Raw genomic sequence first — 21,847 nt, 5'->3', positions numbered from 1 at the left:
TATGTCAGATTTAAAACCTCATTTCTTACAGAAATTTCCAGCTTGGCAGTGGTTACAGCACTACAGCACTGTGAAATTTAAATCTGATGTACTTGCTTCGCTGATCGTGATTGCCATGTTGGTTCCTCAAGGTATGGCGTATTCCATGCTTGCAGGTTTACCTCCAATCATGGGTTTATATGCCAGTATTTTACCGATGATTGTCTACGCCCTCATTGGTGGAAGTTCAACCTTATCGATAGGCCCTGTGGCAATCATTTCGATGATGACTTTCGCCACGCTCAATCCGCTATTTGAAGTTGGTTCGCCTGTTTATATTGAAGCAGCGACACTTTTGGCCTTAATGGTCGGCCTGATTTCTCTGATGCTAGGTGTACTACGTTTTGGTTTTTTAATTCAGCTGATCAGTCATCCTGTCATTAAAAGCTTCATTATTGCCTCGGCTCTGCTCATTGCGCTCGGTCAGTTTAAGTTTCTCGTCGATGTCCCGCTAAAAGCCAACAACATCCCTGAGTTTGTTTTAAGTCTGTGGGAATACCTGAGTTTGACTCACTTTGCTTCACTCATCTTTGGTGTGCTGGCCATACTGTTTTTAATCTATGTGCCGAAAATATTGGCCACTCAATCGATCCAATCTAGATTCGGCTCTACTGCCTTTCTAAGTAAAGCACTTCCATTGATACTAGTGGTGATCTCAATTGCATCAGTGATGTTATTTGACCTGCAAAATGTCGGCATTAAAACCGTCGGTGAAATTCCTTCAGGTTTTCCACCCTTAACCTTTCCACATTGGAACTGGGAACTGGTACAAACCTTACTGCCCGGTGCAACAATGATTGCCATGATCAGTTTTGTTGAGTCACTGTCTATTGCCCAAGCTACTGCCTTACAACAACGCAGCCAACTCAACAGTAACCAAGAGTTGGTCGCTCTAGGTTTAGCCAATCTAAGCGCTGGGGTTAGCTCTGCCTTTCCTGTGACGGGTAGCTTATCTCGTACAGTGGTTAATGCAGATGCAGGTGCAAAAACACCGATGGCTGGCGTGTTGTCGTCATTGCTGATTATCGTTGTCAGTCTCTACTTCACTGGTTTTTTCCAAGACTTACCTTTAGTGATCTTGGCAGCCACAATTATTGTTTCTATTTGGAAATTAGTCGACTTTAAACCTTTTGTGGATACATGGCGTTATTCAAAAGCTGATGGTATAGCGATGTGGGTAACCTTTTTCGGTGTGGTGTGTATCGATATTTCTACAGGTCTCATTATTGGCATTATTTCTACCTTTATTCTGTTGTTATGGCGCATCAGTCGTCCACATATCGCGGTGATCGGCTTGGTTGAGGGCACACAGCACTTCCGCAATGTACAGCGCCATCATGTCTATACCGCACCACATATACTCTCGCTCCGTATAGATGAAAATATCTCGTTTTTAAATGCCAATACGCTTAAAGGTTTCTTGATCAATGAAGTCAGTGAAAATATTGACCTAGAACATGTTGTTATCAACTGCTCAAGCGTCAGTTCAATTGACCTCAGTGCCTTAGAAATGTTGGAAGATTTAAATGCTGAATTATCAAAATTAGATATTCGACTGCATTTTTCCGAGGTCAAAGGCCCTGTCATGGACAAATTGCAGCACTCAAAACTACTCACGCATTTAAGTGGTCAAATTTTTCTCACCCACTATCAAGCCGTTACAGAGCTTGCGACAGCTAGTTCTGAGTACCAAATTTAAAGGCCTATTAGCTCACTGTTTAATCAATTCGAATTTGATAAACAGTGAGTTTTGAAGGGTTTACATTTTAATACACAAAAATATATTATAAAAAACAAAGGTTTATTTTTAAATTAAATTATTTTTTAAGCATGCGACATTTTCGTATAAAATACAGGGCTAATTTTCATCATTTTGTCATTGTAATTCTGACAAGGCTCTCCTATGTTTTCAGCATTTACACGCTTGAGTTTAGTAACCCGAATTATTATCGCCATTATTTTAGGTGTATTGGTTGCTGTTGTTGCTCCAGGCGTTGCACCCTATTTAAGTTTGCTTGGTGATTTATTCATTAAGGCATTGAAATCCGTAGCACCGATACTGGTCTTTGTACTTGTGCTGTCATCCATTGCAAATTTCAAAGTGGGTAGCAGTAATGCATATATTAAACCAATTATATTGATGTACGCTATTGGTATGTTCCTTGCTGCTTTAAGTTCAGTAGTAGCAAGCCTTTTATTCCCTAGTACATTAATTTTGGATGTTGCTGCAGAAAACCTTGTGCCGCCAGGCAGTCTTGCTGAAATATTGAAAAACTTATTATTAAGTTTTGTCGCAAACCCTGTTACAGCAATTTCTGAAGCAAATTTCATTGGGATCTTAGCTTGGGCTGTTGCCTTAGGTATTGCATTTCGTCATGCATCAGAGAACACCAAAGTCTTTTTATCTGACGCTGCTGATGCAGTGAATAAAGTGATCCGTTTAGTGATTAACTTTGCACCTATTGGTATCTTCGGTTTGGTTGCTGTTACATTTGCCGACTCAGGTCTAAAAACGCTTGTTAGTTATGCGCACTTACTTGCGGTATTACTCGGTACCATGTTCTTTGTAGCTTTGGTCATTAACCCACTAATGGTGGCATTTATGACTCGCTCAAACCCGTTCCCATTGGTTTTCCAATGTCTACGTGAAAGTGGTATCACTGCATTCTTTACACGTAGTTCCGCTGCAAACATTCCAGTTAACTTAGACCTTGCAAAGCGTCTTGGTGTACCAGAGTCAACTGCAAGCGTAGCGATTCCTTTAGGTGCAACTGTCAATATGGCAGGTGCATCGGTCACAATTACAGTTCTCACACTAGCAGCAGTTCATACTTTGGGCATTTCTGTTGATTTCAGCACAATGTTGATTTTATCAGTCGTTGCTACCGTTTCTGCATGTGGTGCTTCAGGTGTTGCTGGTGGTTCATTGCTGCTTATTCCAGTGGCTTGTGGCCTGTTTGGTATTTCAAGTGATATCGCGATGCAAGTTGTTGCCATTGGTATGGTTATTAGCGTACTTCAAGATTCAACTGAAACCGCTTTAAACTCTTCGACTGACGTATTATTTACAGCTGCAGTAGACCGTGGTTTAAGATAATATCCTGATATTGGATACTTTTTAAGGCGAGGCCATGCCTTTACAGACTTTACCGCTTTGGATACAACTGGGTGCTTTTTTCCTCGCAGTGAATGCAGGAATGATTAATGTACTTGGACTGGTGACCATCTTGCACCAGTCAGTATCTCACATGACCGGTAATGTCAGTATGTTAGCCATGGCCTTCATTGCATGGCAGCCAACTACGATTATTTATTTGATTTTAGTCTTGCTCTGTTATGTGATTGGCTCATTTTATAGTGGGCTTATTCTTGGAAATAGTCACTTTAGCTTAACCAGACGTTATGGCGTCCCATTAAGCTTGGTGGCTTTTTTTATTGTCCTGTGTTGGCTACTATTGCCCTATTTTCCACGTTACGCTTTACTTTGGGCATGTGTGGCTATGGGTGTACAAAATGCAATGGTTAGCCACTATAAAGGTACCATTATTCGTACCACACACCTTTCTGGTGTTTTGACGGACTTAGGTTTGGCTTTGGGTTATAAAGCCCGTGGACTTCCGGTTGAGTCTAAACGTGTGGTCTTACATTTATTAATTTTGGCGGGATTTATCGTTGGTGGCATACTTGCCAGTTGGCTTTATCCTTATTTAAAATTAAACGCATTCCTGATTCCTGCCGCACTCAGTTTAGTCATGAGCGCGGTATATTGGATCATCTATTTTCATTATCGACATATACACGATTAGTTGGAACGTACTATGGTTAAAAATGCATTACAGGCGCAACTGCTTAAAGCAGGTCTGGTCGATAATAAAAAGGCAAAAAAATTGTCTAAACAAGCCGTACATGAAAAACGTACTGGTGAAAGTAAAGATGCTGAAATCAAGGCGAAAATTGAGCAAGATCAGCAGCAGAAAATGGCCAAAGATCATGCTTTAGAGCAAGATCGTAAAGCAGTTTTGCAAGAAAAAGAATTAAAAGCTGCCATTATGCAAATGATTAATCAGCATAAAATTCGTGATACCGATGGCGAATCGACCTATCAATTTATTGATGATGCCAAGATCAAAAAGCTTTATATCAATCAGCAAATTTATAATGCCTTGGTTGCTGGCAGTCTTGTTATTGCACGGGAAAATAGCAACTATGCTTTTTTACCAAAAGAATTAGCCGACCGTATTAATGCGAAAATGGAAGGCTTTATTATTGTGAATAATTCTGAAGTGAATGAGCAAACCACGGATGAAGAAGATCCATATGCAGCTTATGTAATTCCTGATGATTTAATGTGGTAAGCATTTCATATCGCTAATGAAGCTCCTAATTAGGGGGCTTTTTTTAGCTCAACATTTATTTATTTTAGTTCATCAATTAGGTTATACCTTCAAAAAATCATTTTTAGCACAAAATAAGTAACATTATGGACTATACATGTCGTAACTCCGTAAAGTTTACGAGTATAAAATTGCTTATATAATCATCATAATTACAATAGTTTGATCATTAAGCCTTTCATTTACTTCAATAAGAGTAGGATAATTTTGGAAAAATTTCAGTTCATTAAAAATATTCAAGATTGGTCAGATCAATACCCTTGGTTAGAAATGCTGACATCGCTCAGTCTCATTATTATTTTTGCCATCATTGCAAATTTTATCGCCAAGCAAATCGTGGTGCGTGGAATTCGTAAGCTCGTTTCTAAAATGGCCTTTAGCCATAGTCAAATTTTGTCAGAACATAGTGTGATTAAACGCTTTGCTAACATTGTTCCAGCAATTGTGATCTTAAATGGCATAACCACAGTCCCACATTTATCTGTGAAATTTATTTCAATCGTTCAGATGGCTTGTCAGGCTTTTATCTTCTTGACCATTGCTTTGGCAATTTCTGAATTACTGAATATTTTTAATCTGATTTACCAACGTAATCCAAAATCTAGAAACAAACCGATTAAAGGCTATTTGCAGTTGGTCAAATTGATTATTTTTTTGGTCTGTGGCCTGATGATTTTAGGTACTTTCTTGAAAAAAGATGTATTTACATTACTCGCAGGCTTTGGTGCTATGGCGGCCGTGCTCATGTTGGTTTTTCAGAACACCATTTTGTCACTGGTGGCTTCGGTACAAATTTCTTCTTATGACATGGTGCGAATTGGTGACTGGATTGAGATGCCTTCGCTCAATGCGGATGGCGATGTCATTGATATGTCATTACATACCATTACCGTGCAGAACTTTGATAAGACCTTTACCACGATTCCAACCAATAAACTGGTGACTGACACCTTTAAAAACTGGCGTGGTATGGCACAGTCAGGTGTGCGCCGCATCAAACGCTCGCTTTATATTGATCAAAGCTCTATTCATTTCATGACACAGGATGAGCAAAACAAACTCAAAGAATTTTTATTGCTAGATCAATATCTTGATCATAAGCATGAAGAGCTTGCTCAGTTTAATCAGCAACTTTCAAATCAATCGAAATATAATCAGCGCCGTTTAACCAATCTTGGGACTTTTCGTGCCTATGTAGAATTCTACTTGCAACAGCATTCAGGCATTGCCCAACACCAAACGATTTTGGTGCGTCAGTTACAACCCACGAGTGAAGGCATACCTTTAGAGATTTATGCTTTTAGTAAAACAATTGCATGGAAAGATTATGAAGCGATTCAATCTGATATCTTTGACCATCTGATTGCAATCACACCCGAGTTTGGACTTAAAATCTATCAAGCCCCTTCTAGTGCCGATTTTAAAGCCCTCGTTCAACCAAATGCCGATAAAAGCTAAGAGCTAAACTTTCCTCTCCCCATGTATATTCAAAGAAGAAATTCTGCAAATTTAAAAAGTCACAATGGCTTTTGAATATACATGGGGCTATCGGTTACCCCCCTCTACTTCCGCAATTACTTTAGATCATGCGATATAAGGAATAAAAGCGAATCAGATAAATGCGCTAATCGCTCGATTCCTTAAAAATATAATTCATCCGAAACAACTAAATATAATTAAAAAATCAGAACAAATACTATACAAATGTAGACATTTTTAGATACTATTTGTTAACAGTTGCATAAAAACGCTTCTAAAATAGGAACTTGATCATGGAAGGCCCCAATCAACCTTCTCGGAAATCAGTTAAAAACGAATCACAATTACTCATAGAATCGATGAATCGCACTTCTGCCAAACATACGCTCATACAGGCAGAAGCATGTGACCTAGAGAATCGTGTCCGTATTGAGCGTGCTTTATCCGACCCGATTGCACGTATTCCGGCACAGTTTAAAAATGCTTATTACAAATTTTTGTACTATAACCAGAAAGACTATTTAAAACAGGTCAACTATTTCGCTCAATTGGCATTTTTAATCTATTTTTGGGCAGATCGCTATGTGCTGCCAGACGTAGAAATGCTTTCAGGAGTGATACGTATCATTGCCATTATTGGTGCATTTAGCCTGAACTATGTTCTGTTTAAATATATCAAACAGATTAAATTGCTCGATTTGATTTTGCCACTCGCCACTTGCCTTTCAGCGATACTCTGGTTTGAAATATTACTTCAGTCGAAAAATGAACTGGTTCATAGCTATCAATATGCCGCCATTATTTTGATCGTATTGGGTAATTTAAGTATTCATGTGCATTTTCGCCCTTCGATCATCACCTCAGCCATGATCACGGCAGCGATCCTTTTTGGCGCATGGCGCATTAATGATTTTGGTGATTTTACAATATTTTTATTGGTGTACGTTCCTGTGCTGCTGTTCAGTATGTATATCTGCTGGAACTCTACGCTCAACTCTCGTAAAACGTTTCTAAGAGCGCTGCTAGATGACTGGAACTTTCATACCCTGCGCAAAATTGCCCATACGGATGAATTGACCCAGTTAAGCAATCGTCGCCAATTTGTACATGCTGCAAATAAAAAAATCCAAGAAACCCCGATGACGGTCTGTACCAGTCTGTTGATTTTTGATGTCGATCATTTTAAAACGATTAATGATCAATACGGACATGATGTCGGCGATCAAGTGTTATGCCAAATTGCTGAAATTGCACGGAAAGAAATGCGTTTTTACGATATATTGGCGCGTTTCGGGGGTGAAGAATTTATTGTACTTTTGCCTTATACCGTCCCAGAAGATGCATTAAAAATTGCTGAACGGTTAAGACATAAAATGGAACAATACCAGTTTTATATAGATGGTCAATTGGTGAAATTTTCGATCTCCATTGGTGTTTCCAAAATTGACCCTAACCACGCCAAACTTGATCAGTTAATTAAACAAGCCGATATTGCTCTATATGAAGCAAAACGCCAAGGTCGTAATAGGGTTGTACATTTTAATTCTATGAACTTTTGCAGCCAAGCTTTTAAGTAAATAAACAAATCAAAATGGAGAAAAACCAGCGAATCCATTACACTCAGAGCTGAAGAAAGAAAGATTAATTACAGCAAAATTCTCAGGTTATCTGCATGCTTAAATGGTTTGAAAATTTAGTTGACGCTTATCCTGAACAGGACTTGAATAAACCATTGCCGACAAAATTTTTCCCCTTTGTATGGCAAGCTGCGACTGGCGTAAAAAAATACCTATTGTTATTGGTACTCTGTACAGCTGGTGTAGCGAGTTTTGAAGCATTGCTTTATTCCAAAATTGGCGATTTAGTCAATTGGATCAGTAAGTCTCAACCTGAAACCTTTTTACAGCAGCACCAGACCAATCTGACCATTTTGAGCTTTATTTTATTGGCAAATATCTTCTTTTCTTGCCTTCAAACCATTATTAAACATCAGATTCTATATAGCACCTTTCCAATGCGCCTACGTTGGAGATTTCATAACTTATTACTGAAACAAAGTTTAGATTTCTTCCATAACGACTTTGCAGGTCGTTTATCTGCCAAAGTCATGCAAACTTCACTGGCTGTACGTGAGTTTTGGATTATTCTTGGTGACATGTTGGCCTATGTCTTCATTTACCTGATTTCTATCACCGTGATTTTAGGTGCTATATCGCCACTGTTAATTATTCCGTTATTACTTTGGCTGGCTTTATTTATTGGTTCTGCATGCTATTTCATCCCAAAATTAAGCAAAATTTCAAATGAACAAGCCAATGCACGCGCAGTAATGACTGGTCGTGTCACCGATGCCTACACCAATATTCAAACGGTGAAATTGTTTGCCCATGCAGGCCGTGAAAGCCAATATGCCAAAGCCTCAATGAAAGAATTTATGGTGACGGTGTATAAGCAAATGCGACTTGCTGCAAAATACAACATCGCGACGAATTTGCTGATCATTGTTTTATATGGTGGCGTACTTGGAACAGCCGTTTGGCTCTGGATGGATGGTCAAGCTGAGCTTGGGGTCATTGCAGCAGCGACCGCCATGATTTTAAAACTCAGTAGTATTTCCGAGTTTATGATGTGGCAAACGTCTGCCCTATTTGAAAATGTCGGGACCATTCAAGATGGGATGAAAACCATGGGCCGTCCGATTCATATTCAAGACAAAGCTGATGCAACCGACTTAAAAGTACCGCAAGGCGAAATTAAATTTGAGGACGTCAGTTTTGCTTATAATGATAAAAATGTCATCGATCAATTTAATTTAACTATTCGACCAGGCGAAAAAATCGGTATTGTCGGACGTTCGGGTGCCGGAAAATCGACATTAATTCAACTTTTACTCCACTTTTACGATATCAACCATGGTCGTATTTCGATTGATGGACAAAATATAGAAGATATTACCCAAGATAGCTTGAGAAAAAATATTGCTTTGGTGACCCAAGACACCTCGTTATTGCATCGCACGGTTGAAGAAAATATTAAATATGGCCGTCCGAATGCGACTGATGAAGAAATGTATGATGCAGTACGCAAAGCGAAAGCTGATGAATTCATTCCTCAATTGATCGATTTACGTGGTCAACGTGGCTATGAAGCATTTGTCGGTGAACGTGGTGTTAAATTATCTGGCGGTCAGCGTCAACGTATTGCGATTGCTCGAGTATTTTTAAAAGACGCACCGATTTTAATTTTAGATGAAGCCACAAGTGCGCTCGATTCAGAAGTCGAAGCTGCGATTCAATCGAGTTTAGATGATTTGATGCAAGGCAAAACTGTGATTGCCATTGCGCATCGACTTTCAACCATTGCGCAAATGGATCGATTGATTGTCTTGGATCAAGGACGTATTGCTGAGCAAGGCACCCATGAAGAGCTTGTCGCTTTGAATGGTATTTATGCACACTTGTGGCAGCGTCAAACCGGTGGATTTTTAATAGAACAACATAAAGTAGAATCAAAGGAAGATGAAAATGCTGTATCTGGAAGACCTTAAAGTTGGTGATCACTTTAGCAGTCGTGAATATGAAATGACTGTTGAAGAAATAAAAAAATTTGCCATCGCTTATGATCCTCAGGAATTTCATACAGATGAAGTCAAAGCCCAACAACACCCGATCTTTCAAGGGCTAGCGGCAAGTGGTTGGCATACTGCTGCTGTAACAATGCGCTTATGGACTGAATGTTTCCCTGTGGCTTATGGCTTAATTGGCTCAGAGTCAAGTCTGCGTTGGCCGCGCCCAACACGTCCGGGGGATAAAATTCGTGTAGAAGTTGAAATATCTGCAATTACGCCATCGAAAAGTAAGACAGACCGCGGCATTGTGACCTATGTTACGCAAGCGCTCAATCAGCACAATGACATTCTGTATATGTCTACGACCAAAATTGTGGTCTTTTCCAAAGATTTTAAACCGAATTAATCCTTAACGGCCTACTTTACAACGCTAGGTAGGCCGCTATAAATAATTGAGCCTAGTCAGTTTGTCCAACAATTTTTGTGGGATACAACACAGAATCATGCCAATATAAGCTTGAACAGAAGAAAAACCCGCATTGCAACGGAACGCTATGAAAACAATTAATTCCCGTCAGGATCAGGGTATTCCCGGAGTATATGGATTGCTCCTTTTAGATGTGGTCTCTCGATGGGGCTACACTGCAGAAACATTATTTAGTCCCTTCGAATTAAACAGCGAACAATTGGCTGAACCAGATTTCCGTATTCCAACACCCATCGCCAATCAATTGGTAGAGCACGCATTACGATTAACCGGTGAGCCCACTTTAGGTTTTCATTTGGGCAACCAAATGCGCATCTCTATTCATGGTTTTATTGGCTATGCCATCATGACGGCGAAGGACATAACCGATGCCTTAGTCTTGGCAAACCGTTTTATTCAGCTACGCATGCCCTTTTTACAGCTTTTTTTCTCAACTTTTGGAACCAAAGCGACTGTTCAACTACAAACAGACGTTACGATTGAGCCTTTACGTACTGAGATTTCAATTGCCTTAATTTTTGGCATGATCAGCATGGGCAAAGCAATTACCGGTGTGGATTATTCTGCTGGTGAAATTGATTTTGATTTTCCTCAACCTGAAGGTTTTGAGCGGTTTATTGCAAAATATCCACGCCACCAATTTAGATTTGATCAGCCACATCTCTTACTTAGTTTTGATAAGCAATATTTAACCAATAAATTGGTCCATGCAGACCCAATTGCCAGTCAAATCGCGATTAACCAATGTGAAGCTGAACTCTCAGCTTTGGGCGAACGTCACCGTATTGCCATGCGCGTTCGTGATATTTTAACCAACTCCGAACAGCACTATTTAAGTATCGAAAGTGTTGCTGAACGGCTACACATGTCCGATCGAACCCTTAAACGCCAACTTGCTGCCGAAGGGACTTCATTTTCAACATTGGTCGACGAAGTTCGCTACCGTCATGCTACTTCGCTCCTGTCACGAACTGATTTTACCTTAGAGCAAATTGCTGATGAATTGGGCTATAGCGATGTCGCCAATTTTAGCCGTGCTTTTAAGCGTTGGAGTGGTCGTAGCCCAAGCAATTGGCGTAAAGATCCGTACTTATAAGTCTTTTGTTTTACCTAAAAAGCATGTATAACTCATGCCAAAAATGAATTTAATGGATTTAAGGAGTTATCAATGAATCATCCTTCAGATTTAAAGTACGCAAGTACACATGAATGGGTGCGAATTGAAGGTGACCTTGTTGTTACAGGCATTTCTGATCATGCACAAGACGCATTGGGTGATTTAGTTTATGTTGAAGCACCAGATGTGGGTCAACATATCACTGCGGGCGAACAAGCGGGTGTGGTTGAGTCGGTAAAAACCGCTTCTGATATTCATGCACCGGTTTCTGGTGTAGTCATTGAAGTCAACCCAGATCTTGAAGATGATCCTGATTTTGTAAACGATGCGCCTTATAGCAAAGGTTGGATTTATAAAATTAAACCAGACAATATGGCTGATGTAGATGCTTTATTGACCAGCGAACAATATGAAGCTGGCCTGTAAATTTTTCTAATATCTAAAAAATCAGCCCTCAGGCTGATTTTTTTATTTCAATATGATGGCTGAATTGCCACCTTCGCTGTAAGCATGAATTTTCAGCTTATATTTCTTCCGATGCTTCGGTACTTTCAGGTTCTTCTTTCTTTTCTTCAACCATACTAAATGATTGTGCAGCCGTTGAAGTACCATTTGCGCGTGAACTTTTCAGTTTAATTTGCAAACGTAATTCATTGGTTGAATCGGCATTTCTTAAGGCTTCTTCATAAGAAATTGAACCGTCATTATATAAATCAAATAAAGCTTGGTCGAAAGTTTGCATCCCAAGTTCACGAGATTTTGCCATGATCGCTTTTAATTCATGAAACTCACCTTTCAAAATCAAATCTGAAATAAGTGGCGTGTTTAACATGATTTCAACGGCTGCACGGCGTCCTTTACCATCTTTAGTCCGGATTAATCGCTGCGAAACAATCGCTTTCATATTGCTCGATAAATCCATAAGCAATTGATTTCTTCGTTCCTCTGGGAAGAAGTTAATGATCCAATCTAGGGTTTGATTGGCGTTATTTGAATGTAGCGTACCTAAACATAAATGCCCTGTTTCAGCAAAGGCGATTGCATGTTCCATAGTCTCGGTGTCACGAATTTCACCGATTAAAATCACATCTGGCGCTTGTCTTAGAGTGTTTTTTAAGGCGTTATGCCACGAATGACTGTCTACACCGACTTCACGATGTGTAATCATGGATTTTTTATGCTTATGCACATATTCCACTGGGTCTTCAACAGTGATGATATGCCCTGCGCTGTTTTCATTTCGATAATCAATCAGCGCCGCTAAAGAGGTTGATTTACCCGAACCTGTACCACCAACCACTAAAACCAAACCACGTTTTTCCATAATCACGTGCTTAAGCGAAGCCGGTAATTTAAGCTTTTCAAAATTTGGAATTTCTGCGGTAATGGTACGAATGACCATACCTACATGTAACTGTTGCTGAAATACATTGACACGAAAACGCGAAACGTTTGGCACACTAATCGCAAAGTTACATTCTAATTCTTTCTCAAATTCTTTGCGCTGCTTCTCATTCATCAAACTATAGGCGAAAAGCTTTGTTTTCTCAGCATCAAGCTCTTGCTGCCCAAAGGGTTTCATCATGCCTTGATGTTTAATACTTGGTGGAAAATCTGCCGTAATAAATAAATCAGAACCACCATATTCAACTACTTTTGTTAACATGTGGAACATAAAACGGCGTGCTTCTTCCAGCAATTCAGCAGTGTACATCAACTTCCCCAATATAAAATTTCAAACACCCAAGCACAGATTGTCATTATTTCAGGCGCTGTATTGGGCTTAGACATTATTGTGCATAAAAAATTTGATTCACTCAAACATAAAATACTGAATTATCAGTATATATTTTAAAATATAGGCCATATTTCAATTTTTATATTGAAGTAAGCAACAAAGGATTTTTCAAAATAAAAGCCTTAGAACAATCAATGTTCTAAGGCTTTGGGCTAAATCAATTCAGACTGAGTATGCTCTGGATTGTTAAGCACTACGTTTGATTTGTGATGCACGAAGTTCATTCGCAACCTGTTGAATCAAATCAATGGTTTTGTCCCAACCTAAGCATCCATCTGTTACAGATTGACCATAAGTCATGTCACAACTAATTTTTTGATTACCATCCACTAAATGACTTTCCAACATCACACCACGCACTTGGGTATGCTCACGCTCCGCAACAATTGTGCGTAATACTTCAGGTTGCTTCATTGGGTCTTTATGGCTATTGCCATGACTACAATCGATGACTAAAGCCGGTAAATCACCTTTTACTTTACTGCGGATTTTGTCTATTTCAGCCAAACTATAATTTGGACCTGTATTTGAGCCACGTAAAATCAAATGTGCTTGCGGGTTACCAACAGATTCTAAAATACACGGTAAGCCAGTTTGACTCATACCTAAAAACTGGTGTGGATGCGAAGCAGATTGAATGGCATCTAGAGCAATTTGGATTGAGCCATCTGTTCCGTTTTTGAAACCGATGCTGTATGGCATATGACTTGAGATTTCACGATGAATTTGTGATTCGCTGGTACGCGCACCGATTGCACCCCATGCCAAAAGGTCATCAAAATAACCCGTCGCCATTGGGCTTAAAATTTCAGAGGCGATCGGCAAACCCATTTCAATAATTTGTAAGTACAGCTCACGTGATTTTTCTAAGCCCAATTGCATATTAGATGAACCATCTAAACTTGGGTCATACATATAGCCTTTCCAGCCCACTGTAGTTCGTGGTTTTTCAATGTATGCGCGCATCACAAGAAAAATTTGATCTGAAACCTGTGCCTGTAATTGTTTTAATTTTTCAGCATATTCCAAAGCAGCAATCGGATCATGGATTGAACATGGACCTGTAATAATCATTAGACGCGGGTCTTGACCCGTCAAAATATTTTGAATCGTTGCACGATGTGCAGCAATTTGTTCTGCAGCATGAACTGATAAAGGTAATTGTTGTTTGAGTTGATGTGGCAAGCTCAAAAGCGTTTCTTTTGGCTGTGTAGATTTCTGAATTTCTGAATTTTGAGTTTGTTGTAAAGCAGTATTTAGCGCATTCATTGGTTCTATTCCTTTGGACTGTACGTATAAACAGTCCGATCTTTTATCTGAGCGTTATGGGACTTTGGGACTTCAAGGCTTTAGACATAGACTGACTAAAGTAAAACCAATAACCATTGCTAAAATATGAATTATTTACTGTAAACATGAGATTTCTCCAAAAAAATATTATAAAAATCAAGACATAAAAAAACCTGATCAGGGTTGCCGATCAGGTATAAACTTGGTGGGCAACCTTTTTCATGCCCGAACGCGTTCAGGCAATTATCTAAACTGCCAGAAGTAATAATATGCGTTTGAGATTAAAGGTTGCTTTAACATCTTGATTTCATCAAAAAGTATCTGTCTGAAAATTAAAATACGCTGTATTCATCGGTTTGACAATAGTTTTTTGCTATTTTGTTGTATTAAATAACGCTGCTGTAAATAATTGCGACCTATTTTTAAAATTTGATGTATTGATTAATAAATGAACATTTATTAGACTGCACAACATTAGGCTGTTTAAAGCTTTTTTCCATTTATTTTTAATTCGAGTATTTACCAATGAAGTAAGCCCTGTTTTTTTCATCATCAAATCCATTTTTTTGATGTGCAAACACATGGCTAATGACTTCGACTGCATTTTCTCAAATATTGTCTTTTTTATAGAGTAAAATTAGTTATTTGTATTGCGCATCTTTGCTATCGCAAGGTGCATCTATGACTCAAACGGCTTGTACAATTTCCAAATTAAGCTTGGAATTTCCATCCAAAACACTTTTTAAAAACCTGAAATTTAACCTCAATCAACAGCAACTTTCGGCATGTATTGGTCGCAATGGTTTAGGAAAGTCCTGCATCCTTAAAATCTTACATGCGCAAAATCTGAAAGATTTCCCCTATGAAGGGGAAATTTCATGGAATGTACCACATGCCTATTTATCACAATTTTCTCGACTAGACGCTGACACGATTGCTTCTGCACTCGGTGTGGAAGACTTATATGACGCATTTCAACGTATCGAAATAGGCAGCACAAGTTTTGAAGACTTTGAGCTGACTGAAAACCAGTGGCACCGTCCTGCACTATGGGAGCAACAACTTAAGCAAGCTTCATTACCAATAGATTTAAATTTTCCACTCGCTCAGCTGAGTGAAGGTCAAAAAACCAAATTGGCTTTGTGTGCATTATTTTTAAAAACTGACCATTATTTACTTTTGGATGAACCTAGTAACCATTTAGATGCATCTTCACGTATATGGCTCATCGATCGTTTAAAAAACCATCCTGCGGGTGCATTCGTCGTCAGTCATGATCGAGGATTGCTGCAACATGTAGAGCATATCTATGCTTTAAATGAGTTTGGACTCAGTCATGTTACTGGAAACTATGAAGACTACGTTCAACAAAATGATCTGCAAAATAAAGCCTTACAGCGTAATGCTTTAAAGCAGCAGCGTGAGTTAAAACAACTCAAATTACAACAACACGAAACACAGATGAAAGCGCAAAAACGAGAACAACAAGGGCGTGTCCTACGCAAGTCAAGCACCCAAGCCAAAGTGTTACTCGATTTTAAAAAGGAACAAGCCGGTCAAAGCCTCGCGACAGTTCAAACGCAACAGCAGAAGCAATTGGAAGAAAAGAGATCTCAACTAACACTGTCACAGCAACAACTTGAGCATGTCAAAGAGCAGCAATTCGTTTTTCAACATCACGCTGAAAAAACAGGAGAAATCTTAAGAGTTAAACATTTTCATCGCAAAACATCTAAGCACCAGCCTTTCGACTTGGCCTTACAGGCAGGTGAAAAAATTCATTTAAAAGGAAAAAATGGTATTGGTAAATCTACATTTCTAAAGTATTTGAGTCAGGTCACATCACAGTCTAGCCATGAAACGTTTTTGTCTGTGCATACCCTGTATTTAGATCAAAACTTGAGTAATTTATCACCTGAACTGAGTGTTTTGGACAATTTGGCAAAGTTTAATCCTGAGGTTTCGTCAACGGAATGGCGTAATCAACTCGGTCAACTTAGAATCCGTGGTCAAAAAGCGGAACTGCCATTTCACTGTTTAAGTGGTGGTGAGCGTTTAAAAGTGACCTTGTTGGGCTTAAATTATTTAACACCGAATATTGAGCTTTTATTGTTAGATGAACCTGAAAATCACTTAGATATAGAGTCTAGAATGTTATTGGCTCAAGCCATTCAGCATTATACAGGTGCGGTGATCCTCGTTTCACATGATGCATATTTTGTAGAATCTTGTGGCATTCAGAATAGCGTGCAATTAGTTGAATAACTCTCGCTCGCTAGATATATCTAAAAAAGCCAAAGTAGATGAACGCTACTTTGGCGAATTTACAGCTTTAAAAATCATCCATTCGATACTGTGTTTTAACGCCCGATTTTCTTCATGATTTTTTGTTTAAGGCGCTGCTGAAGTGATGCTGAGCGTTCCTTGAGCTCGGCTCTCCAGTCATTCGGCACTGAACATTTCGCGAGTCGAACCCAAACGCTGGCAAACTGTTTGATAAAACTGGCTTCGTTGTAGTGAATACCATATTCCTCACAAAGTGCTTTAATTTTAGGTGCGGCTTCTGCATAGCGGTTTGCAGGCATATCAGGGAATAAATGGTGTTCAATTTGGTGACTCAAATTACCACTGAGTATATGCAACCATTGTGTTCCACTAAAATTACTGGAGCCACGAATTTGACGGAGATACCACTCTGCTCGAGTTTCATTTTCGGTATTGTCCATCTCAAAGTTTTCCGCATCTTCTGTAAAATGGCCATTAAAGATGACAGCGGAAGCCCATAAGCTACGAATCACGTTGGCTACAGCATTTCCTGCAAATACCGGAATCGCATTGGGACCTGCAATAAGCGGGAAAAACACATAATCTTTAATCACTTGGCGCTTAATTTTCTGACGTACATCGACCGCTTCATGCCATACATCTTTCCAAGTTTTGGTTTTATACGCAATAACATCTTCTAAATGTAAACGTTGAATGCCGACATACCACTCAAAGAAAACCATGAGTTGGGCTGCCAGTGGAATATTGAAAAGAAAACGTGGCTCCCACTTTTGCGATTCACTCACACGGATTAAGCCATAGCCGACATCATGGTCCATACCGACAATATTGGTATAGGTATGATGCACATAGTTATGGGTATATTTCCAGTCTTGACCTGTGGCAATGGTATCCCAATCATAATTAGCACCATTTAAACTCGGGTCATTTAACCAATCAAACTGACCATGCATCACATTATGACCGAGTTCCATGTTCTCTACGATTTTAGAAATACCCAATAAACCCGTACCCATTAACCAAACTGGTGGAATCCAACCTGCAAACATCAACATGCCACGAGATGCGATTTCGCTATAACGTACAAAATTACGAATTTTATAAATATACGCTGCATCTTTTTCACCTACACTCTGCATGATTTCACGGCGAATTTGCTCAACTTTTTCGCCAAATTCAGCATTTTGTTCTGGAGATAAATAACGTGACTTACTATTCGGACGAATATATATCGATTGATTCATGGTGATACCCCTGATTATTTTTATGCGGCTAGGATTAGAGTTGAATACGTACAGGTGAAATTGCCTGAGAGACACATAATTTGATTTGTGTGTTATTCGCATGATCGATTTCGCCAGTGAGTAAGTTTTTCACTGAACCCTGCAATTTCGTACACGAACAAGTATTACAAATACCCATCCGACAGCCATGTGCAGGTTTTAAACCGGCTTTTTCAGCACTTTCAAGTAAGTTACCTTCTGCTAAAAAATCTTGTTGGGCTAAACTAAAAGTGACAGGTTGAGCAGGCACTGAATCATCAGCAATCATTTGAAAGTATTCAGTATTTAAATACTCTGAAAGCTTGAACTCACGATACAGTTGCTCAATGCTTTGCATCATTGGCGCTGCACCACAGGCATAGCAATCTCGCTGCTTAAAATCAGGGACCATGTGATTTAGCACCTCTGGTGTGATATGCAATTTGGTTTTCAGCGTATTAATCGCATGTAAATGCGCACGGTTAGATTGCTTCGCTAGTTGAATCAATTCATCCAAGTAAGCATCATCTCGATTGAAGTAAATCAGGTCAACCGGACGTCCAAGCTGAATTGCTTGTTTAAACAAAGTCATGATTGAGGTAATGCCACTACCTGAAGCAAGCAGTAAAATTGGTCGATCCGAATTTAGCTTTAGGCCAAACTCACCTTGCGGTTGCGATAATTCAACAACATCACCTGTTTTTAATTGCGTCAGGCAGTTGGACACTTTGCCTTGTTGTTTGACTGCGATTACTACATGACTAGATGTATTGATTTCGACGATGCTATAGCTACGTTGATGCCGTACACCATCCTTTACAACTGTCACCAGAACACATTGGCCTGGTCGATAATTTTCTGCTTTAAAGTTGTGATTCGCTAAAAAACTCAGTTCATAAAACCCGATCCCCACACAACGTGATTTGACCAATTGTGCTTTTATACGTTTGTAGGCCCAAATTGCATCAAATTTTTCTGCAATAAAATCAATAAAATCTTCCCGAATCCACTCAGGCTTGTAACTTGTAGTTGTCATTTTTTGCCTCGGATAATGCATTAATATACATTTGTTTTTAAATTATGCTTACCTTATGTTTAGTGCTAATTTCCCACCATGTGAATTCGGGACAAAATCTATCATTTGGCATTTTTTATCATTTTATGTCTAACAATTTGTCACTTTTTGCAAATCCTAATTTGAAGTTTTGATTTGTTATAACGACACAAATAAAAAAACTAGGCAAAAGCCTAGTTTTTAAATAGTGAAAATTAACGCATTAATTTTTAAATGATTAGTCGTTTAATCAAAAATATTTAAATCAAAGTTTAATCTTCAAAATGTACAACAGAGCGAATTGATTTACCTTCATGCATTAAATCAAAGGCTTCATTGATTTTATCCAGCCCCATGGTATGGGTCACGAATGGTTCAAGTTTGATCTCGCCTGACATGGCTTCTTCTACCATACCCGGTAATTGTGAACGACCTTTAACACCACCGAAAGCAGTGCCTTTCCAAGTACGACCTGTAACCAATTGGAATGGACGGGTTGAAATTTCTTGACCTGCACCTGCCACACCAATAATCACAGATTGCCCCCAACCACGGTGAGCACATTCCAAAGCAGAGCGCATCACATTGGTATTGCCAATACATTCAAATGAATGGTCGACGCCCCAACCCGTCATTTCTACAATCACTTCTTGAACTGGACGATCATAATCTTTTGGATTAACAAAATCTGTAGCGCCAAATTCTTCAGCCAGTTTGAATTTGTCAGGATTGGTATCTACCGCAATGATACGACCTGCTTTGGCTTTTTTAGCACCTTGTACCACAGCCAAACCAATACCACCTAAACCAAAGACTGCAACTGAGTCACCTTCCTGAACTTTAGCGGTATTTTTGACTGCACCAAGGCCTGTTGTTACGCCGCAACCCAACAAACATACATGTTCATGATTCGCTTCAGGGTTAATTTTTGCCAAAGACACTTCTGCTACCACTGTATATTCAGAGAATGTTGAACAGCCCATATAGTGATAAATCGGCTGACCATTATAAGAAAAACGTGTTGTGCCATCCGGCATTAAACCTTTCCCTTGTGTTGCTCGTACCGATACACAAAGATTTGTTTTACCCGATTTACAGAATAAACATTCACCACATTCTGCAGTATAAAGTGGAATAACATGATCACCCGGTTGCACTGAAGTCACACCTTCACCGACTTCAACCACAACACCTGCACCTTCATGCCCTAAAATTGCTGGAAATACGCCTTCAGGATCATCACCTGACAATGTAAATGCATCTGTATGACACACACCTGTATGGCTAATTTTGACTAAAACCTCACCTGCTTTAGGTGGTGCCACATCAATTTCAACAATTTCTAAAGGCTGACCCGGTCCAAAAGCAACGGCTGCACGTGATTTCATGTCTAAAAACATCCTGTATGGCTTATATTAACAGATGAGTTACAGTAACCTCTTTTTAAGCCTAGATACAACCTTAAAACATGATGTTATGATGAATTTTTCAAGGAATGATTAATGCTATTCGAATGATACAATTACGTGAAATAAGTTGTACTGTCGGTTTAACTGTTTCGATCAGCCTATTAACTGGATGCAGCTTACCTAGCAATCAGTCAAAAAAAGATGTCCCTATACAATCACATGCAGAAAAATGGATTACGTCTGCTACGGATTTAGAAAAATTACAACAAAAACAAACGGCTTATTTAGCCTTAGATGATGCCTTCTTAAGCATTGCATCTCGCCTGCATTTGATTCGAAACGCAAAATACACCATCGATTTGCAATATTATATTTGGGAAAATGATGCTATTGGGCATCTGATGTTTCAAGAATTACTGCATGCCGCTGACCGTGGGGTAAAAGTAAGGCTACTAATTGATGATCAAAACGGGACGAAACTCGATCCGACCTTACAATCCCTTTCAGCTCATCCCAACATTTCAATCAAACTGTTTAATCCCTATAAATTCAGAAAATTACGTGTCATTGATTATGCATTTCGCTTAAAGCACATTAACCATCGTATGCATAATAAATTAATTGTTGCCGATGGTTTTATAGGTGTAACTGGTGGTCGTAACATCAGTAATGAATATTTTGATGCCAGTGAAAGTTTTCAATTTACAGATTTGGATATCCTTTTCTATGGGGAAGCCATTCAACAAGCCAATCAAGTGTTTTTGAACTTTTGGAATGATGATTTAAGTTATTCTGTTCAGCAATGGATTGGTGCAGGTACAAAAGAAGACTTAAATCAATTAAGACAAACGTACCAAGAAAACTCTACAACGTTGACTAAAGATCAACAGCGCATTAACTATGCACAGCAACAACTGGCGGCTCAGCTTAAACTAAGACCGGTGAATTGGGCCGTAGCACATTTCATTGCGGATAGTCCGAATAAAATTCGTGGTGAGGCTAAAGAGCAAGAATTAATTTATAACCAATTTTCGACCTTGATGGGACAGCCCAAGGAACGCATGGAATTGGTTTCAGCTTATTTTGTTCCCACGCAACAAGGAACTGACTTTCTAACGGGTCTTGCAGGTAAAAATGTAGAAGTCCGTGTGTTAACCAATTCATTTTTAGCCAATGACGTCGCTGTCGTTCATGCGTTTTATCAAAAATATCGCAAAGACTTACTCGAAAATGGCGTGAAACTATATGAATTTAAACCTTATATAGAGCGTTCAAAACGCACATGGTATGAGGTCATAACTGGAAATATCATCCCTGCAAAAGGCAAAAATACCTCTAGTTTGCATGCAAAATTTTTCGATATCGACGGAATGGTGTTTATTGGATCATTTAACTTTGATCCACGTTCCGCAAATTTAAATTCGGAAGTTGGCCTTGTCGTTAAGTCTGATCGATTACAAAACGATATTTCTGCCGCATTAAACCAATATTTACCGCAAATTGCGTATGAATTAAAACTGGATGAAAACGGCGAAATCATTTGGTTAGAGCATCAAAAAAATGGAAAAACCAAAACCTATACTCATGAACCAGAAACAACTCGATTCCAACGATTTAGTATAAAAGCAGTGTCATACCTCCCCATTGAATGGATAATGTAATGA

Annotated in this window: 17 protein-coding genes; 12 read left to right on the top strand and 5 right to left on the bottom strand. The window is 39.1% G+C overall.

All coding sequences use genetic code 11. The annotated features are described in order from the left end of the window. Window position 1 precedes the first annotated feature (1 nt). From G0029_RS07635 to gcvH, 10 genes are all read left to right on the top strand, one after another. Window positions 2–1,738 (top strand): SulP family inorganic anion transporter, encoded by a 1,737-nt coding sequence (locus G0029_RS07635; RefSeq protein WP_180107099.1) that lies wholly within the window; start codon window positions 2–4, stop codon window positions 1,736–1,738. A gap of 204 nt (window positions 1,739–1,942) precedes the next feature. Then, window positions 1,943–3,136, top strand: a complete 1,194-nt coding sequence (gene sstT, locus G0029_RS07630) for a serine/threonine transporter SstT (protein WP_078193803.1) — start codon at window positions 1,943–1,945, stop codon at window positions 3,134–3,136. Window positions 3,137–3,170: 34 nt separating this feature from the next. Beyond that, window positions 3,171–3,845, top strand: coding sequence for a YoaK family protein (locus G0029_RS07625; RefSeq protein ID WP_180107101.1), 675 nt, complete (start codon window positions 3,171–3,173; stop codon window positions 3,843–3,845). A gap of 12 nt (window positions 3,846–3,857) precedes the next feature. Further along, entirely contained in the window at window positions 3,858–4,394 is a 537-nt protein-coding gene (locus tag G0029_RS07620) for a DUF2058 domain-containing protein (protein ID WP_168377529.1), read from the top strand. Between the two features lie 246 nt (window positions 4,395–4,640). Beyond that, window positions 4,641–5,891: a mechanosensitive ion channel family protein gene (locus tag G0029_RS07615; RefSeq protein WP_180107103.1), complete on the top strand. Its 1,251-nt coding sequence runs from the start codon at window positions 4,641–4,643 to the stop codon at window positions 5,889–5,891. A 314-nt stretch (window positions 5,892–6,205) separates the two neighbouring features. Next, window positions 6,206–7,489 carry a GGDEF domain-containing protein gene (locus tag G0029_RS07610; protein ID WP_227591890.1) on the top strand — a complete coding sequence of 428 codons (1,284 nt, stop codon included), beginning with the start codon at window positions 6,206–6,208 and terminating at the stop codon, window positions 7,487–7,489. Window positions 7,490–7,584: 95 nt separating this feature from the next. After that, complete coding sequence (locus G0029_RS07605) at window positions 7,585–9,459, top strand: ABC transporter ATP-binding protein (RefSeq protein WP_180109878.1); 1,875 nt, start codon at window positions 7,585–7,587, stop codon at window positions 9,457–9,459. Continuing rightward, on the top strand, window positions 9,437–9,886 hold the full coding sequence (locus G0029_RS07600) for a MaoC family dehydratase (RefSeq protein ID WP_180109877.1): 450 nt from the start codon (window positions 9,437–9,439) through the stop codon (window positions 9,884–9,886). Before G0029_RS07605 ends, G0029_RS07600 begins: the two co-directional genes overlap by 23 nt. Window positions 9,887–10,034: 148 nt before the next feature. Next, window positions 10,035–11,063 carry an AraC family transcriptional regulator gene (locus G0029_RS07595; protein WP_180011731.1) on the top strand — a complete coding sequence of 343 codons (1,029 nt, stop codon included), beginning with the start codon at window positions 10,035–10,037 and terminating at the stop codon, window positions 11,061–11,063. Between the two features lie 72 nt (window positions 11,064–11,135). Beyond that, window positions 11,136–11,510, top strand: coding sequence for a glycine cleavage system protein GcvH (gene gcvH / locus G0029_RS07590; RefSeq protein WP_180107108.1), 375 nt, complete (start codon window positions 11,136–11,138; stop codon window positions 11,508–11,510). Window positions 11,511–11,607: 97 nt separating this feature from the next. Here the strand turns inward: gcvH and G0029_RS07585 are convergent, their stop codons facing one another. Together G0029_RS07585 and G0029_RS07580 are read right to left on the bottom strand one after the other, a co-directional pair. Further along, complete coding sequence (locus tag G0029_RS07585) at window positions 11,608–12,798, bottom strand: PilT/PilU family type 4a pilus ATPase (protein WP_180109876.1); 1,191 nt, start codon at window positions 12,796–12,798, stop codon at window positions 11,608–11,610. Window positions 12,799–13,068: 270 nt separating this feature from the next. Then, window positions 13,069–14,151 (bottom strand): 3-deoxy-7-phosphoheptulonate synthase, encoded by a 1,083-nt coding sequence (locus tag G0029_RS07580; protein WP_180107111.1) that lies wholly within the window; start codon window positions 14,149–14,151, stop codon window positions 13,069–13,071. Between the two features lie 702 nt (window positions 14,152–14,853). Here G0029_RS07580 and G0029_RS07575 point away from each other — a divergent pair. Next, window positions 14,854–16,437 carry an ATP-binding cassette domain-containing protein gene (locus tag G0029_RS07575; RefSeq protein WP_180107113.1) on the top strand — a complete coding sequence of 528 codons (1,584 nt, stop codon included), beginning with the start codon at window positions 14,854–14,856 and terminating at the stop codon, window positions 16,435–16,437. A gap of 95 nt (window positions 16,438–16,532) precedes the next feature. Here G0029_RS07575 and G0029_RS07570 read toward each other — a convergent pair whose 3' ends face one another. The 3 genes from G0029_RS07570 to G0029_RS07560 form a co-directional block, all read right to left on the bottom strand. Beyond that, on the bottom strand, window positions 16,533–17,702 hold the full coding sequence (locus G0029_RS07570; RefSeq protein WP_180107115.1) for a fatty acid desaturase family protein: 1,170 nt from the start codon (window positions 17,700–17,702) through the stop codon (window positions 16,533–16,535). A 34-nt stretch (window positions 17,703–17,736) separates the two neighbouring features. Continuing rightward, window positions 17,737–18,756, bottom strand: coding sequence for a flavin reductase family protein (locus G0029_RS07565; protein WP_180107117.1), 1,020 nt, complete (start codon window positions 18,754–18,756; stop codon window positions 17,737–17,739). Window positions 18,757–19,046: 290 nt separating this feature from the next. Beyond that, window positions 19,047–20,162, bottom strand: a complete 1,116-nt coding sequence (locus G0029_RS07560; RefSeq protein WP_078193885.1) for an S-(hydroxymethyl)glutathione dehydrogenase/class III alcohol dehydrogenase — start codon at window positions 20,160–20,162, stop codon at window positions 19,047–19,049. Window positions 20,163–20,287: 125 nt separating this feature from the next. Between G0029_RS07560 and G0029_RS07555 the strand changes: the two genes are divergently transcribed. Then, complete coding sequence (locus G0029_RS07555; protein WP_180107119.1) at window positions 20,288–21,844, top strand: phospholipase D family protein; 1,557 nt, start codon at window positions 20,288–20,290, stop codon at window positions 21,842–21,844. The last annotated feature ends 3 nt before the right edge of the window (window positions 21,845–21,847 follow it).

The organism is Acinetobacter sp. YH12138, assembly GCF_015218525.1.
GTDB lineage: Bacteria > Pseudomonadota > Gammaproteobacteria > Pseudomonadales > Moraxellaceae > Acinetobacter > Acinetobacter amyesii.
The sequence above is the reverse complement of the archived record's forward strand: the minus strand, read 5'-3'. Positions and strand labels throughout refer to the sequence as shown.